This is a genomic window from Rathayibacter agropyri (genome assembly GCF_013249015.1).
Classification (GTDB): Bacteria; Actinomycetota; Actinomycetes; order Actinomycetales; family Microbacteriaceae; genus Rathayibacter; species Rathayibacter agropyri.
The window spans coordinates 371,757-387,625 of sequence record NZ_JABRPL010000001.1; the positions used below are offsets into that span (position 1 = coordinate 371,757).

Below are 15,869 nucleotides of genomic sequence, written 5' to 3' on the forward strand. Positions count from 1 at the left end.
CCGGGCCTCAGGGGCCCCGGGTGTCAGGGGTGAGAGCGCGGCGCGCTAGGCGCGGAGCGGCATCGACGTCAGCGCGATCAGACGAGACATCGAGCGGAGGTACTTCTTGCGGTAGCCGCCGCTGAGCATGTCGCCGCCGAAGACCTCGTCCAGCGGCGTTCCTGAGGCGAGCACCGGGATCTGCGCGTCATAGACCCGGTCGATGAAGGCAACGAGGCGCAGCGCGTCCGTCTGGTCGGTGAGCGCTTCGACGCCGCGGAGCACGATGGCGTCCACTCCGTCGATCACCTTGATGTAGCGGGAGGGGTGCACGGTGCCCAGATGGCCGACGGCCGCGGCGAAGGAGTCGTCGGTGACGACGGAGCCGGACGGCGCCGCTGCCACGAGCGCGTCGAGCTCGTCGTCGGTGCGCACCAGGGCGTGGCCCTCGATGTCGCGGCGGCGGTAATCGGTGCCGTCGATCCGCATCGTCTCGAAGTGGGCGGCCATCGACTGGATCTCGCGGAGGAAGTCCGCGGCGGCGAATCGGCCCTCGCCCAGGGCGTTGGGCGGTGTGTTCGAGGTGGCTGCAATGCGGGTTCCGGAGGCGACGAGTTCGCCGAGCAAGCGGGTCATCAGCATCGTGTCGCCCGGATCGTCCAGTTCGAACTCGTCGATGCAGAGCAGAGCGGAGCCCTTCAGCAACGAGACGGTCGCCGCATAGCCGAGCGCACCGACGAGCGCGGTGTACTCGATGAAGGTGCCGAAGTACGTGCGTCCCGGAACGGCGTGCCAGATGGCGGCGAGCAGGTGCGTCTTGCCGACGCCGAAACCGCCGTCGAGGTACACGCCGGGCTTGCTGGCCGGCACCTTCCTCCGACCGAAGCCCAGGAAGCCGCCGCCGCCCTTCGAGCCGCCTCCCGCGGCGAAAGCACGCAGGACCTCGACGGCCTCGGCCTGCGAGGGGTACTCCGGATCAGGACGGTAGCTCTCGAAGGTGGCGCCCTCGAACTGGCGTGGCGGCACCAGCGTCGACGCGATCTCGTGCCCGCTGATCTGCGGCGAGCGCGCGGTCAGGCTGCTCGTTGATCGGACGTCCTCGTGGCTCACTCGCGTCTCGCATCCTGCGCCGGCTGGGGCTCCGCGCGCTCAGTGTCGGCGTCCGCTTCGCGCCAGGGCGCGGGGCGCGGATTCGCCGCGGTTCCGTGTCGAGCCGGTTCGCTGCTGAACCGGTTCGGTGTCGAACTCTTACGGCGCCCTCCGTGCGGCGCTGTCCGCGGGCGCGTACTGTCGCTGGAGGGCGGGCTCCAGCGTAGCCCGCCGTGGAATCACGCCCGCGCTCCGCGCATCATCCTGGAGGTTCTCTCTTGCCCGTCGAAACCGATCCGTCGCCCACGTTCGCCTCCTACGCGCACCCAGAACGACTCGTGAGCGCCGACTGGCTCGAGCAGCGTCTCGGCACTCCGGGTCTCGTCGTCGTGGAGTCCGACGAGGACGTCCTGCTCTACGAGACCGGCCATATCCCCGGCTCGGTCAAGATCGACTGGCACACCGACCTCAACGACCCCGTGCAGCGCGACTACATCGACGGCGCGGGGTTCGCGGCGCTGGTCGGGGGCAAGGGGATCGCCCGCGACACCACCGTCGTCATCTACGGCGACAAGAACAACTGGTGGGCCGCCTACGCACTGTGGGTGTTCACTCTCTTCGGTCACGAGGACGTCCGCCTTCTCGACGGCGGGCGCGACAAGTGGATCGCCGACGGGCGTCCCACGACGACCGATGCCTCCTCGCCCTCGGCCGTCGAGTATCCGGTCGTTGATCGCAGCGACGCCGACATCCGCGCCTTCAAGGATGACGTCCTCGCGCACTTCGGCAATCCGCTGATCGACGTCCGCTCTCCAGAGGAGTTCACCGGGCAGCGGACGTCCGCACCGGCCTACCCGGAGGAGGGTGCCCTCCGTGCCGGTCACATCCCGAGCGCCCAGAACGTGCCCTGGGGCAAGGCCGCGGCCGACGACGGAACCTTCCGCCCGCTCGAGGAGCTGAACGGCATTTACCGCGAGGGCGCGGGTCTGAAGGACGGCGACTCGGTGATCGCTTACTGCCGCATTGGCGAGCGTTCGGCGCACACCTGGTTCGTGCTGACCCACCTGCTCGGCTTCGAGGGTGTCCGCAACTACGACGGGTCATGGACCGAGTGGGGCAGCGCCGTGCGCGTCCCGATCGTTCAGGGTGCCGAGCCCGGTGAGGCCCCGGCCGCTCGCTGAGCACTGTATCGAGGGCGAGGGGCCCGGCCGTCCGTCAGCGGGCGAGCCAGCCCCTCGCCCTTTTGCGCGAATCCGACGACCGACTCCCTGATGAGACACTGGATGTGATGACTGACCCAACGCCCGCGCTGCCCGACGCGCTCCGCGACATCCGCGATGAATTCCTCGCTCTCGAGAAGCCGGAGCGCCTCCAGCTCCTCCTCGAGTTCTCGAACGAACTTCCCGAGCTGCCCGAGCGCTATCGCGACCATCCGGACCTCTTCGAGCGGGTCGAGGAGTGCCAGGCGCCGGTCTTCATCGTCGTCGACGTCCAGGACGGAGCCGTTCACCTGCACGCGACGGCTCCACGCGAGGCACCGACGACTCGCGGCTTCGCGTCGATCCTCGCGCAGGGCCTCGACGGGCTGACCCCCGAGCAAGTGCTTGCGGTGCCAGACGACTTCCCGCAGACCATCGGGCTCTCGGAGGCAGTGTCACCGCTCCGCCTGCGCGGCATGACCGCGCTCCTCGGCCGCACCAAACGGCAGGTCCGCGCCCTGCTCGCCGCATGATCCTCCAGCCGCTCGTCCCGCCGGGCCCGCCGATCCGGCTGGGTGAGGACGGTGCCCGTGCGGCGATCGTCGAGGCCTACCGCCCGGGTGACGGGGTTCGGGTGCGCCTGAACATGATCGCGAGCATCACCGGATCCAGCACCGGTTCGGACGGCACAAGCGAGACCCTCACCAACCGGGTCGACCGGATGATCCTCGGCGTGATCCGCGAGCACGCGGATGTCGTGCTCGTAGGGGCGGCGAGCGTGCGCGCCGAAGGCTACCGGGTTCCCCAGCGAGTCCCGCTGGCCGTGCTCTCGGCGTCGGGCGATCTGGCCGGGCACCGGCTCGAGTTGCAGGAGGGCTCTCGTGTCCTCCTCCTCGTTCCGGAGTCGCTCGGCGCGGTCACCGGTCTCCCCGAGGGAGTGGAGGTGGTCGCGGTGCCCTCCGCCGATGGCCGCCTTGCTGTCGACGCCGTCCTGCGCGCTCTCGCCGACCTCGGGCTGCACCGGGTGGTGTGCGAGGGAGGCGCGTCGCTCGCCGGCCAGTTCCTCGCCTCCGGCCGCGTCGATGAGCTCTGCCTGACGACCTCGCCCCGCGTCGTCCTGCCGGGGCTCCCGATCGCGACCGGCGATGCAGTCGTCGACGACTCGTTCGCCCTCGCGCTTCTCGCGGTCGACGACTCCGGCTCCATCTACGCGCGCTGGAGTCGCTGACGCTGATGTCCGCCGCGCGCTCACTCCCCTGACGCCGGCCGCCACGGTGCTCGGCGTGCCTCCTGGCCGCAGGCGCGCCAGAACCCTATTCTGCGGACGTGCCCGAATTCCCAGCGTCGTCCCAGCTACCCGAGGAGTTCCGGATCGCGACACAGTCGATCCGCGCGGCCGTCACGCGCGAGGAACTCACCGTGTCCGAGATCGCCTCGCCCGCCGGACTTGCGCCCTGGGCTCTTGCCCTCGCCGGTGACGTCTCGCCGCGCGCCCACGGCCGCGACTCCGAACTGGGCACCGGGCGCTTCATCCTGCTCTACGATCCCGAAGAGCCCGAGCAGTGGGGCGGCCCTTTCCGAGTGGTCTGCTTCGCTCAGGCACCACTCGAGGTCGAGATCGGCACCGATCCCTTCCTTGCCGAGGTGGCCTGGTCGTGGCTGATCGATGCGCTCGAGGTGCGTGGCGCCCGGTACTCCGCCGCCTCTGGCACGGCGACGAAAGTGCTCTCGACCGGGTTCGGCGAGTTGGCGGCCCAGGGCGACGGCGCGCAGATCGAGATCCGTGCGTCCTGGAGTCCAGAGGATGCGCAGCTCGCCACACACGTGGAAGGGTGGGGGGAGCTGTTGTGCATGCTCGCGGGTCTCCCGCCCGTATCGGGCGACGGTGTGACCTCGCTCGCCCTCCGACGGAACAACCGTGACTGATTATCGAGTCCTTTCCACACCCGACGAGTTCCTCGCCGCGGTCGACGCCATCGCTGCCGGCGAGGGTCCCGTCGCTGTGGACGCCGAGCGCGCTTCTGGATTCACCTACTCGCAGCGCGCGTACCTGATCCAGGTCTACCGACGGGGCGCCGGTGCGTTCCTCCTCGACCCGCCGGCCATCGGTCGGCTGGACGCGCTTCAGGCGGTCATCGGCGAGGAGGAGTGGGTCCTGCACGCCGCGAGTCAGGACCTCGCGTGCCTGCGTGAGGTCGGTCTCGATCCCGTCCGCATTTTCGACACCGAGCTCGCGGCTCGGCTCCTGGGTCTGCCCCGGGTCGGTCTCGGCGCCGTCGTGGAGGATCTGCTCGGCGTCCACCTTGCGAAAGAGCACTCGGCGGCCGACTGGTCCACCCGTCCGCTCCCTCAGAGCTGGCTCGTCTACGCCGCCAAGGACGTCGAACTCCTGGTCGACCTGCGCGATCGGATGGAGGAGTTGCTCATCGAGGCTCGGAAGATCCGGATCGCGCGCGAGGAGTTCGAGGCGACCCTGGCTCGCGCGCCGAAGGTCGTTCCTGCCGATCCCTGGCGGCGCCTCTCTGGAGTGCACTCCCTCCGCGGTCAGCGGCCTCTCGCCGTGGCGCGAGAACTGTGGCTGGCTCGCGACGCCTTTGCCCGCGAGCGCGACATCGCGCCCGGCCGCCTCATCCCGGACGCCTCGATCATCGCCGTCGCCCGCAACGTCCCGACCAGCATCGGGCAGCTCTCGGGTCGCCGCGATTTCACGGGTCGCGCCAGTCGCGGCGAGGTGGAGCGCTGGTGGGCCGCGATCGAGCGGGGTGCCACGACCGAGGATCTGCCAAGCCCCACCCGACCCACCGTCGATACCCTCCCTCCGCCGCGCGCCTGGGGCGACCGCAACCCGGCAGCCGACGCCCGGCTCAAGGCCGGTCGCGCGGTGGTGACCGAGATCGCCGAACTGCTCACCATGCCGGTGGAGAACGTGCTGACGCCCGAGTTGCTGCGCCGGGTGGCCTGGAATCCGCCCGAGCCGCTGGACGCGGCGACCGTCGCTGCCGAGCTCGCCCGCGCCGGAGCCAGACCCTGGCAAATCGAGGCGACGTCCGGCTCGATCGCGACAGCGTTTGTCGAAGCCGCCCAAGCGCCGCCCGAGGGCACCGAACCCCCTTCGTAGGAAGCGGCAAAGGATTCCGGCCAGGCGGTGCTGGTTCCTACGATCGACGGGACCGTGAGTTCCTGGGAGGCATTGTGGCCGAGAAATCCGAAGTCGTCTTCGTCGACGGAGTCCGTACTCCGTTCGGACGTGCCGGCGAGAAGGGCATGTACTGGCAGACCAGAGCCGACGACCTCGTCGTCAAGGCGATGATCGGCCTGCTCGAGCGCAATGGCGCGCTGCCGAAGGAGCGGGTGGATGAGGTGGCCATCGCCGCGACCACCCAGCAGGGCGACCAGGGCCTCACCCTCGGACGGACCGCGGCGATCCTCGCGGGTCTACCCACATCGGTGCCCGGCTTCGCCATCGACCGCATGTGCGCCGGAGCGATGACCTCGGTCACCACCACGGCCGGTGGCATCGCGTTCGGCGCCTACGACGTCGTTCTCGCGGGCGGAGTCGAGCACATGGGCCGCCACCCCATGGGCTTCGGTGCCGACCCCAACCCGCGCTTCCTCTCGGAACGCCTCGTCGGCGAGGACGCTCTCAATATGGGCCGCACCGCAGAGCGGATCCACGACCGCTTCCCGCACCTGACCAAGGAGCGCGCCGACCACTACGCGCTGCGCAGCCAGCAGAAACTTGCCGCCGCCTATGCCGCGGAGAATATTCAGCCGGACCTCGTGCCTGTCGCCACCCGCAGCGCGTCCGGGTGGGGCCTCGCCACCGCCGACGAGGCACCGCGCCCCGAGACCACCCTTGAGGGGCTCGCGGGGCTGCGTACCCCGTTCCGCCCGCACGGCCGCGTCACCGCAGGCAATTCCTCCGGACTCAACGACGGCGCGACCGTGTCGTTGCTAGCCAGTGCCGAGGCGGCGAAGGAACTCGGGCTGAGCACGAAGATGCGGATGGTGAGCTTCGCCTACGCCGGAGTCGAGCCCGAGATAATGGGCATCGGCCCCGTTCCCTCCACCGAGAAAGCGCTGCACAAGGCGGGCCTGGGCATCGATGACATCGGGCTGTTCGAGCTTAACGAGGCGTTCGCCGTGCAGGTGCTCTCCTTCCTCGACCACTTCGGTCTCGACGACGACGAGCCCCGGGTCAACCAGTACGGCGGAGCAATCGCGGTCGGCCACCCGCTCGCCTCCTCCGGGGTACGGCTGATGATCCAGCTCGCCCGTCAGTTTGAGGCGCACCCCGAAGTGCAGTACGGCCTGACCGCGCTCTGCGTCGGCCTTGGCCAGGGCGGCACGGTGATCTGGGAGAACCCGCACTTCGACGGCAAGCAGTCACGACGGAAGGGACGCTGACCTATGCTCGACGGATTCGAGAATCTCGTGGACCTCGCTGAGGGCGAGATCGTCACCCACTCCTACCTCCGCGACGTACCGCTGCCCAGCGGTCGCACGCTCGCCCTGATCACACTCGACAACGACCGCGATCACACCCGGCCCAACACCTTTGGACCGGCATCGCTCTGGGAGTTGGCCGATGTCCTGATCGCACAGAAGGAGCGGGCCTCGCGCGGCGAGATCCACGCGGTCGGCGTCACGGGCAAGCCGTTCATCCTGGCCGCCGGGGCCGACCTCAGCAAAGTCGGGCAGATCCCGAGCCGCGAGCTCGGCCGTCAGCTGGCGCGCCTCGGCCACCGGACGCTCGGGATGCTCGCCGAGCTGGGTGTGCCCTCCTTTGCCTTCATTAACGGACTCGCGCTCGGCGGTGGCACCGAGATCGGTCTGAACGCCAACTACCGCACCGTCGACTCCTCCATCCCCGCGCTGGGGCTGCCCGAGGTGTTCCTGGGGATCATCCCGGGCTGGGGCGGCGCGTGGCTCCTGCCGAATCTGATCGGAATCGAGAACGCCCTCAGGGTCGTCGTCGAAAACCCGCTCAAGAACAACCGCACGCTCAAGGGCCAGGAGGTATTTGACCTTGGCATCGCCGACGCGATCTTCGCGCCCGCTACCTTCCTCGAGGATTCGCTCCGCTGGGCCGATGGCGTACTGGGCGGCACCGTGACGGTACAGCGTCCGAATGCCCCCGGGAAGCTGGAGCGCCTGGTCAAGTGGGACGCCGCGATCTCGATTGCCCGCAAGCAACTCGAGTCGCGGATTGGCACCGTCGCGGCCTCGCCCTACCGCGCACTGGAACTGCTTAAAGCAGCAAAGAACACCACCCGTGAAGAGGGGTTCGCCGCCGAGGACGAGGCGCTGGCCGATCTGATCTCGGGAGATCAGTTCCGCGCGAGCATGTACGCCTTCGACCTGGTGCAGAAGCGGGCCAAGCGCCCGGCAGGCGCGCCGGACAAGGCGCTCGCGAAGCCGGTCACCAAGGTCGGCGTGGTCGGAGCGGGGCTGATGGCCTCGCAGTTCGCCCTGCTCTTCCTGCGTCGCCTCCAGGTCCCGGTGGTCATCACCGACCTCGATCAGGAGCGTGTCGACAAGGGCGTGGCGGGCATCCGCAGCGAAATCGACACCCTGTTGGCGAAGGGTCGCGTCTCCCCCGATGACGCCAATCGCCTCCGCGCGCTGATCACCGGCACGACTGACCGCTCCGACTTCGCCGATGCCGACTGGGTGATCGAGGCGGTCTTCGAGGAGCTGTCGGTGAAGCAGGAGGTGTTCGCCGACATCGAGCGCTACGTCTCACCGACCGCGGTGCTCGCCACCAACACCTCGTCCCTCTCGGTCGAGCGGATCGGTGAGCGGCTACAGCACCCGGAGCGCCTCGTCGGCTTCCACTTCTTCAACCCGGTCGCGGTCATGCCGCTGATCGAGGTGGTCCGCACACCACACACCGACGACAAAACCCTGTCGACCGCGATGGTGACCGCCGCAACGCTCAAAAAGAACGCGGTCATCACGCGCGACACCCCGGGCTTCGTCGTGAACCGTGTGCTTGCGAAGGTCCTCGGCGAGGCGATGCACGCCGTCGATACCGGCACGCCGTTCGAAGTGGTCGAGCGCTCGCTTACCCCCTTCGGCCTGCCGATGACCCCGTTCGAGCTGCTCGAGCTGGTCGGCCTCAAGGTTGGTGCTCACGTGCTCGACACGCACCACGCCGCCTTCCCGGACCGCTTCTTCGCCAGCCCCAACCTGCATCGCCTCGCCGAACTCGGCCACGTGTTCGAGCGGGACGCGAAGGGCCGCGTGAAGGGCGTGGACAAGCGCGCTGTCGCGATCGTCGCGGGCGGTACCGAGCCGATGACGGCGGAGCAGCTTCGGCTGCGCGTCGAGACAGGTCTCGCCGACGAGGTGAAGCGGATGCTGGACGACGACGTCGTGCACGCCGCCGAGGACATCGACCTCTGCCTCATCCTGGGCGCGGGCTACCCGTTCCAGATGGGCGGGCTGACGCCCTACCTCGACCGTGTCGGCGCGAGCGAGCGCGCCTTCGGCGACACCTTCCACCACCCCGCCATTCGCGGCGTGTCCTGACAGACCCTCCGTGCGATCTGCAGGAGATCTGTTCCCTCGGACACGATCATTCCACCGGCGGGAAAACCCTTGGGGCGAGGAAGTCCTGCAGATCGCACCCAGTCCTGCAGATCGCGCCCAGTCCTGCAGATCGGCCGCGACGCAGAGGTCAGTCGCTGCGCGCGTCGTCGCGTTCCGCGACCTCGTCCGGTAGAGGCCGTGCAACCGGGATCTTGCTGCCGAGCACCTGTGCCACCACGTCGCGTGCGATGTGCTGCGGAGTGAGCCCCACGTCCTCAAGGATCTCGTCACGCTTCGCGTGGTCGAGGAACTGGTCGGGGAGCCCGAGCTCGGTCACCGCCGTGTCCACGCCGGCTTCGCGCAGATCCTGACGGATCCGGGTGCCGATCCCGCCGACGCGCACTCCGTCCTCAATCGAGACGACGATGCGGTGCTCGCGGGCAAGTTCGATGATGCTCGCCGGCACCGGAACGACCCAGCGCGGATCGACGACCGTCGCTCCGATGCCCTGCGCGCCCAGACGCCGCGCGACGTCGAGCCCCGTTGCTGCCATCGGTCCCACGGTGACGAGCAGCACGTCCTGCCGCTCGCCGCGAGCGAGAATGTCGACCCCGTCGCTCAGGCGCTCGACGGCCTCGATCTCCTCGCCGACGTCGCCCTTCGAGAAGCGAACCACGGTCGGCGCGTCGGCCACGCCCACGGCCTCGCGCAGCTCTTCGCGCAGTCGAAGGGAGTCGCGGGGGGCGGCCAAGCGGATGTTCGGCACGACCTGGAGGATCGCGAGGTCCCACATGCCGTGGTGGCTCGGACCGTCAGGTCCGGTCACTCCCGCGCGATCGAGTACGAAGGTGACCCCCGCGCGGTGGAGGGCGACATCCATCAGCACCTGGTCGAAGGCACGATTCACGAATGTCGCGTAGAGCGCCACCACGGGGTGGAGCCCGCCGAAGGCAAGACCCGCGGCCGAGGTCACGGCGTGCTGTTCTGCGATACCGACATCGAAGACCCGCTCGGGGTACTTCTCCGCGAGTCGGTCGAGCCCGACCGGGCGGAGCATCGCCGCGGTGATGCCGACGATGCTCGGGTCCTCGTCGGCGAGCGTGACGATCTCCTCCGCGAACACCGATGTCCAGGAGCGGGCACCGGGAGCCGCGAGCGGCTCGCCGGTCTCATGGTCGATCTGCCCGACGGCGTGGAACTGGTCGGCGAGGTCGTCTACGGCCGGACCAAAGCCCTTGCCCTTCTGCGTGATCGCATGCACGATCACCGGCTGGCCGTAGTCCTTGGCCTGCTGGAGCGCCTCCTCCATCGCCGTGAGGTCGTGGCCGTCAATCGGCCCGAGGTACTTGATGTCGAGATTGGAGTACAGCGCCTCGTTATTGATGAAGCGGCTGAGGAAGCCGTGCAGCCCGCCGCGCACACCACGGTAGACGGCGGCGGCCGGTCCGCCGAGTCGCTCCGAGACTGCGCGCGAGCCGCGGTGCATCGTGCGGTAGCCGGGCCGGGTCCGTACTCCGTTGAGGAACCGCGCCATGCCGCCGATGGTCGGGGCATAGGAGCGGCCGTTGTCGTTGACCACGATGACGAGACCGCGGGAATTGTCGTCGCTAATGTTGTTCAACGCCTCCCAGGTCATTCCTCCGGTCAGCGCTCCGTCACCGACGACGGCCACGACGTGGCGGTCCTTCTGACCGGTCATGGTGAACGCGCGCGAGATCCCATCCGCCCACGAGAGCGAACTCGAGGCGTGCGAACTCTCGACGATGTCGTGCGGCGACTCCGACCGCTGCGGGTAGCCCGCGAGGCCACCGCGCTGACGCAAGCGTGAAAAGTCCTGCCGCCCCGTCAGAAGCTTGTGCACGTACGACTGGTGCCCGGTATCGAAGATGATCGCGTCGTGCGGCGAGTCGAAGACCCGGTGGATCGCGATGGTCATCTCGACCACGCCGAGGTTCGGACCGAGGTGACCGCCCGTCTTCGACACTTCGAGCACAAGGAAGTCGCGGATCTCGTGCGCCAAGGTCTCGAGCTCGACACGGGTCAGGCGATCGAGATCGCGAGGACCGCCGATGGTCTCGAGAACAGCCATGCGCGCCGCCTTCCGGAGGGGAGTCGAGGGTGGGGACGTCTCCCGAGTCTACGCACGGGCTCGCCAGGAATACGGGTGCGCCTCCCCTTTAAGGGGAGGCGCACCCGTTCTGCAGCTGATCAGACGAGCGAGCGCAGCACGTACTGCAGGATGCCGCCGTTGCGGTAGTAGTCCGCCTCACCGGGGGTGTCAATGCGGACGACCGCGTCGAATTCGACGGTCTGCTTTCCCTCGGCGGAGTGCTCGGTCGGCTCGGCGACCACGTGCACAGTCTTGGGAGTGACGCCCTCGTTCAACTTCTCGATGCCCGAGATGCTGATCGACTCGGTGCCGTCGAGTCCGAGCGACTCCCAGCTCTCCCCCGCCGGGAATTGCAGAGGCACGACGCCCATGCCGATGAGGTTGGAGCGGTGGATCCGCTCGAAGCTCTCGACGATGACCGCCTTGACGCCCAGGAGGCTCGTGCCCTTGGCGGCCCAGTCGCGCGACGAGCCGGAGCCGTACTCCTTGCCGCCCAGGATGACGAGCGGAGTCCCCGCGGCCTGGTAGTTCTCGGAGGCGTCATAGATGAACGACTGCGGAGCATCGGCCTGGGTGAAGTCGCGGGTGTAGCCGCCCTCGACGCCGTCGAGCAGTTGGTTGCGCAGGCGGATGTTCGCGAAGGTGCCGCGGATCATCACCTCGTGGTTGCCGCGGCGCGAGCCGTAGGAGTTGTAGTCCTTCCGGTCGATGCCGTGGGCATCGAGGTAGCGTCCGGCGGGACTGTCGGCCTTGATCGAGCCGGCGGGGCTGATGTGGTCGGTGGTGACGGAGTCGCCCAGCTGGGCGAGCACGCGCGCGCCAGCAATATCGGTGACCGGGGTCGTCTCCATCGTCATGCCGTCGAAGTACGGGGGTTTGCGCACGTAGGTCGATGTCTCGTCCCACTCGAAGATCGAACCCTCAGGCGTCTGGAGCGCACGCCAGCGCTCGTCGCCGTCGAACACGCCCGCGTACTGCGTGTCGAACATCGACTTGTCGATCGAGGAGTCGATCGTCGCCTGCACCTCGGCCGCGTCGGGCCAGATGTCCTTCAGGAACACATCATTGCCGTCGGAGTCGGTGCCCAGCGCGTCGACCTCGAAGTCGAAGTTCATCGATCCGGCCAGTGCGTAGGCGATCACGAGCGGCGGGCTCGCGAGGTAGTTCATCTTCACGTCGGGGTTGATGCGGCCCTCGAAGTTGCGGTTGCCCGAGAGCACCGCGGTCACGGCGAGGTCGTTGTCCTGCACCGCGGCCGAGATCTCCTCGAGCAGCGGGCCGGAGTTGCCGATGCAGGTGGTGCAGCCGTAGCCGACGGTGTAGAAGCCGAGAGCCTCGAGCGACTTCGTCAGGCCCGCCTTCTCGTAGTAGTCGGTGACAACCTTCGAGCCGGGAGCCAGCGTGGTCTTGACCCACGGCTTCGCCTTCAGCCCCTTCTGTGCTGCATTGCGGGCGAGCAGGCCGGCCGCGAGCATGACCGAGGGGTTCGACGTGTTGGTGCAGGAGGTAATCGCGGCGATGGCGACCGCGCCGTGGTCGATCGTGAAGCGTTCGCCTTTCTTGCCCAGCTCGACGATGGTCGGCTTGGAGGCGCTGGCTGGTGCATGCGAGCGGTGGACGTGCTCGTGGCTGCTGTGTTCGTCCTGCGGCTGAAGCTCTCCGGGATCGGAGGCCGGGAACGATTCCGTCAGAGTGAGGTCGACAATGTCGTGCGAGACATCCGCGTAGTTGGTGAGGTCGGACTCGAACTGAGTCTTGGCCGACGACAACTCAATACGGTCCTGCGGGCGCTTCGGACCGGCGATCGAGGGCACGACCGTGCTGAGGTCGAGCTCGAGGTACTCGCTGAACACAGGCTCGACTGCGGGGTCGTGCCAGAGCTTCTGCAACTTGGAGTACTGCTCGACGAGGGCGATCTGCTCGTCGTGGCGGCCGGTGAGGCGCAGGTAGTCGAGAGTCACGTCGTCGATCGGGAACATCGCGGCGGTCGAGCCGAACTCGGGGCTCATGTTGCCGATGGTCGCGCGGTTCGCCAGCGGCACCTCGGCGACACCGGCTCCGTAAAACTCCACGAACTTGCCGACGACGCCGTGCTTGCGCAGCATCTGGGTGATGGTGAGGACGACGTCGGTCGCGGTCACGCCGGTCGGGATCGCTCCGGTCAGCTTGAAGCCGACGACCTTGGGAATGAGCATCGAGACGGGCTGGCCGAGCATCGCCGCCTCGGCCTCGATGCCGCCGACGCCCCAGCCCAGCACGCCGAGACCGTTGACCATCGTGGTGTGCGAGTCGGTACCGACGCAGGTATCGGGATAGGCGCGCAGCGCTCCGCCGACCTCGCGGGTCATCGTGACGCGGGCCAGGTACTCGATATTGACCTGGTGGACGATGCCCGTTCCCGGCGGAACGACCTTGAAGTCGTCGAAGGCGGTCTGGCCCCAGCGGAGGAACTGGTAGCGCTCGCCGTTGCGCTCGTATTCGAGCTCGACATTGCGCTCGAGGGCGTCTTCTGTACCGAAGAGGTCGGCGATGACGGAGTGATCGATGACCATCTCGGCGGGGGCGAGCGGATTGATCCGGTTCGCGTCGCCGCCCAGGGCCGCCACGGCCTCGCGCATGGTCGCGAGGTCGACGATGCAGGGCACACCGGTGAAGTCCTGCATCACGACGCGGGCCGGGGTGAACTGGATCTCGGTGTCTGGGTCCGACTCCGGAACCCACTCGCCGAGCGCGCGAATGTGGTCGGCCGTGATGTTGGCGCCGTCCTCCGTGCGGAGCAGGTTCTCGAGCAGCACCTTGAGGCTGAACGGGAGCTTCTCGTGACCGGGGACCCGGTCGATGCGGAACACCTCGTAGTCGGTCGAGCCGACCGTCAGGGTGTCTTTCGATCCAAAGCTGTCTACCGCGGACACGTCGCCCTCTCCTTCGCTGACTGCAGCGTCCGCCGACGGGCGGCGCCGCTCTCCGCCCTCATCTTGACGACCGCGCACAGCGACCTGCCACCAAGGAGGACCTAACTCGACAACGTCGCCGCTCCCGGTCATCCCCTCCGCGACGATGCGGGGAGGCGGGTGCTATTTATCTCGACGTCGAGACAATTCTACGCATGTTCCGAAGGGCCGCCCGCATCCTTGTGCTCCGCAACTCCGCGATACTCCGCCCGGACCGCGAGAACGGTGAGCACCAGCAGCGGTGCGTAGAGAGGAAGGCCGAGGACGAGCTTCCAGGTACCGAGCGCCGTCGTGTCCTCGGCAAGGAACAGCGGGTACTGCACTGCCAGGCGCAGGAGAAACAGTCCCGCCCAGGCGAGGGTCAGCACGGCGAAGAGGCGGCGCTTGCGTCGGTCGTTGCGCCAGGCGGTCCCGTCCCCCATCAGGTAGCCAGCAGCCACGCCGATCAGCGGCCAGCGCACGAGCACCGAGATCAGGAACACCAGTCCGTAGGCGAGGTTCGTGATCAGGCCGGGCACGAAATTGTCGACAGCGCGTCCGGTAAACAGCGCGAGGGCCGCCGACACCACCACTCCGAGTAGGCCGCCGACAGCCTGGATGACGGGGGTGCGACCGAGGACGCGTGCGACGGTGAAGGCCAGTGCGAGCCCGACCGACGCGGCGAGCGAGAGCACGAGATCGGCCGTGATCGTATAGAGGAGGACGAAGGCGATGCCCGGAACGACGGCCTCGAGGATTCCGCGCACCCCGCCCATCGTGCGCAGCAACGCGCGGCCGTCGAAAGGCTCGCCCGTCGCAACGACTCCGAGCCCAGAGCGGCGGGCCGCCTCGGCGATCGCCTCACTCACCTCGGGGCGCGCCGGCTCGGCGGGCTCCTCGCGCTCGGATCGGCCCGGCTCCATGGGGATCAGCTCGCGCTCTGCTGAGTCTGGCTGCCGGTGGGCACCTTGAGCGGGATGAGGTCGCGCGGGGGCATCGGGCCATTGCCTCGGACCACCACGATGCTGCGGAAGAGCTCCTCCACAGCGGCGGCGGCCTGCTCATCGACCGCGCCCGCCCCTGCGATCACTCCGCGGAGGAACCAGCGGGGACCGTCGACGCCGACGAAGCGCGCTACTCGCGTCTGACCGCCGGCGACCGGCAGTTCGGCGACCAGCTCGGGGCCGAACACGCCGTCGCGCTCCGTGATCGCGCCGCCCTGGCGGCCGATCTGCTCTCCGATCTGCCCGCGAATCTCGTGCCAGAGCCCAGACGATCGTGGCGCCGAGAAGGGCTGCACCTGCAGCGTCGAGCCCGCGTAATCCAGGCCCACGGCGATGACGCGCTTCGTGCCCTCCTCGACCTCGAGGCGGATGTGCATCCCCTCGCGCGGGAGCACCTTCACCCCGCCGAGGTCGATGTACGGGCGAACCGGGTTCGCCTCGCGCTCGTCGAGGGGGCCCGCCTCCGCGCGGTCCTGCGGAGCGGACTTCTCGAAGTCCTGCTGGACCGGCTCGAGTGCCTCGTCGGCGGTGGGTTGGATGTCGCTCATGCGCTCTCCTCGTGAGTTCTGGGATCTCGGGCGCCGACGGCGTATCCGGTGGATCCGAAACCGCCCGTGCCTCGGACCGATTCGGGAAGCTCGTCGATGGCAGTGAAGCGAGCCCGGACGATGGGGACGATCACGAGCTGCGCGATCCTGTCGCCCACCGAGACGCGGTAGCTCGCGCGGCTGTCGGTATTCAACAGTGCGACCCGGATCTCGCCGCGGTAGCCCGCGTCGATCGTGCCCGGGGCGTTGACGATGGTGACGCCGTGCACGAAGGCCAACCCGCTGCGCGGGACGACGAGGCCGGCGTGCCCTTCTGGCAGAGCGATCGCGACACCGGTGCCGACGCTCGCCCGTTCACCCGGCGCGAGTTCGACGTCTTCACTCGAGTGCAGGTCGGCTCCGGCATCGCCCGGCAGAGCGTACGTGGGCGGCCGATTAGCGCGGATGGGGACGTCGACGGTTGCAAGCACGTGACG

General features: G+C 68.5%; 13 protein-coding genes. 7 read left to right on the top strand and 6 right to left on the bottom strand.

Annotation, left to right across the window (positions count from 1 at the left end):
• Positions 1 to 45 precede the first annotated feature (45 nt).
• Positions 46 to 1,089: a cell division protein ZapE gene (gene zapE / locus HRF29_RS01720; RefSeq protein ID WP_173243740.1), complete on the bottom strand. Its 1,044-nt coding sequence runs from the start codon at positions 1,087 to 1,089 to the stop codon at positions 46 to 48.
• Between the two features lie 257 nt (positions 1,090 to 1,346).
• On the opposite strand from zapE, the gene HRF29_RS01725 reads away from it, so the two are divergent.
• From HRF29_RS01725 to HRF29_RS01755, 7 genes are all read left to right on the top strand, one after another.
• Positions 1,347 to 2,249, top strand: coding sequence for a sulfurtransferase (locus HRF29_RS01725; protein ID WP_173243743.1), 903 nt, complete (start codon positions 1,347 to 1,349; stop codon positions 2,247 to 2,249).
• A gap of 107 nt (positions 2,250 to 2,356) precedes the next feature.
• Positions 2,357 to 2,800, top strand: a complete 444-nt coding sequence (locus HRF29_RS01730; protein ID WP_173243747.1) for a SufE family protein — start codon at positions 2,357 to 2,359, stop codon at positions 2,798 to 2,800.
• A complete protein-coding gene (locus HRF29_RS01735) occupies positions 2,797 to 3,495 on the top strand; it encodes a dihydrofolate reductase family protein (RefSeq protein WP_173243750.1) in 699 nt (232 codons plus the stop codon). Before HRF29_RS01730 ends, HRF29_RS01735 begins: the two co-directional genes overlap by 4 nt.
• Before the next feature lie 98 nt (positions 3,496 to 3,593).
• Entirely contained in the window at positions 3,594 to 4,193 is a 600-nt protein-coding gene (locus HRF29_RS01740; RefSeq protein ID WP_173243753.1) for a DUF3000 family protein, read from the top strand.
• Positions 4,186 to 5,385 carry an HRDC domain-containing protein gene (locus tag HRF29_RS01745; protein ID WP_173243757.1) on the top strand — a complete coding sequence of 400 codons (1,200 nt, stop codon included), beginning with the start codon at positions 4,186 to 4,188 and terminating at the stop codon, positions 5,383 to 5,385. The genes HRF29_RS01740 and HRF29_RS01745 overlap by 8 nt, the downstream gene beginning before the upstream one ends.
• Before the next feature lie 74 nt (positions 5,386 to 5,459).
• On the top strand, positions 5,460 to 6,674 hold the full coding sequence (locus HRF29_RS01750) for an acetyl-CoA C-acyltransferase (protein ID WP_173243760.1): 1,215 nt from the start codon (positions 5,460 to 5,462) through the stop codon (positions 6,672 to 6,674).
• Between the two features lie 3 nt (positions 6,675 to 6,677).
• The gene (locus tag HRF29_RS01755) at positions 6,678 to 8,801 is read left to right on the top strand and encodes a 3-hydroxyacyl-CoA dehydrogenase NAD-binding domain-containing protein (protein ID WP_173243763.1); all 2,124 of its coding nucleotides are present in this window, start codon (positions 6,678 to 6,680) and stop codon (positions 8,799 to 8,801) included.
• 148 nt (positions 8,802 to 8,949) lie between these two features.
• Here HRF29_RS01755 and dxs read toward each other — a convergent pair whose 3' ends face one another.
• The 5 genes from dxs to dut all read right to left on the bottom strand — a co-directional run bounded on the left by dxs (position 8,950) and on the right by dut (position 15,863).
• On the bottom strand, positions 8,950 to 10,890 hold the full coding sequence (gene dxs, locus HRF29_RS01760; protein ID WP_173243766.1) for a 1-deoxy-D-xylulose-5-phosphate synthase: 1,941 nt from the start codon (positions 10,888 to 10,890) through the stop codon (positions 8,950 to 8,952).
• 119 nt (positions 10,891 to 11,009) lie between these two features.
• On the bottom strand, positions 11,010 to 13,823 hold the full coding sequence (acnA, locus tag HRF29_RS01765) for an aconitate hydratase AcnA (protein WP_343043605.1): 2,814 nt from the start codon (positions 13,821 to 13,823) through the stop codon (positions 11,010 to 11,012).
• A 188-nt stretch (positions 13,824 to 14,011) separates the two neighbouring features.
• Positions 14,012 to 14,764: a DUF3159 domain-containing protein gene (locus HRF29_RS01770; RefSeq protein ID WP_173243772.1), complete on the bottom strand. Its 753-nt coding sequence runs from the start codon at positions 14,762 to 14,764 to the stop codon at positions 14,012 to 14,014.
• A 5-nt stretch (positions 14,765 to 14,769) separates the two neighbouring features.
• On the bottom strand, positions 14,770 to 15,393 hold the full coding sequence (locus tag HRF29_RS01775) for a DUF3710 domain-containing protein (protein ID WP_173243775.1): 624 nt from the start codon (positions 15,391 to 15,393) through the stop codon (positions 14,770 to 14,772).
• The gene (dut, locus tag HRF29_RS01780) at positions 15,390 to 15,863 is read right to left on the bottom strand and encodes a dUTP diphosphatase (protein WP_173243778.1); all 474 of its coding nucleotides are present in this window, start codon (positions 15,861 to 15,863) and stop codon (positions 15,390 to 15,392) included. Before dut ends, HRF29_RS01775 begins: the two co-directional genes overlap by 4 nt.
• Between the last annotated feature and the right edge of the window lie 6 nt (positions 15,864 to 15,869).

What these genes read in the sequence shown, in the direction of transcription:
- HRF29_RS01730 (WP_173243747.1), top strand. Translation starts at nt 2,357, where the DNA reads ATGACTGACCCAACGCCCGCGCTGCCCGACGCGCTCCGCGACATCCGC.
- HRF29_RS01735 (WP_173243750.1), top strand. Translation starts at nt 2,797, where the DNA reads ATGATCCTCCAGCCGCTCGTCCCGCCGGGCCCGCCGATCCGGCTGGGT.
- HRF29_RS01755 (WP_173243763.1), top strand. Translation starts at nt 6,678, where the DNA reads ATGCTCGACGGATTCGAGAATCTCGTGGACCTCGCTGAGGGCGAGATC.
- dxs (WP_173243766.1), bottom strand. Translation starts at nt 10,890, where the DNA reads ATGGCTGTTCTCGAGACCATCGGCGGTCCTCGCGATCTCGATCGCCTG.
- HRF29_RS01770 (WP_173243772.1), bottom strand. Translation starts at nt 14,764, where the DNA reads ATGGAGCCGGGCCGATCCGAGCGCGAGGAGCCCGCCGAGCCGGCGCGC.
- HRF29_RS01775 (WP_173243775.1), bottom strand. Translation starts at nt 15,393, where the DNA reads ATGAGCGACATCCAACCCACCGCCGACGAGGCACTCGAGCCGGTCCAG.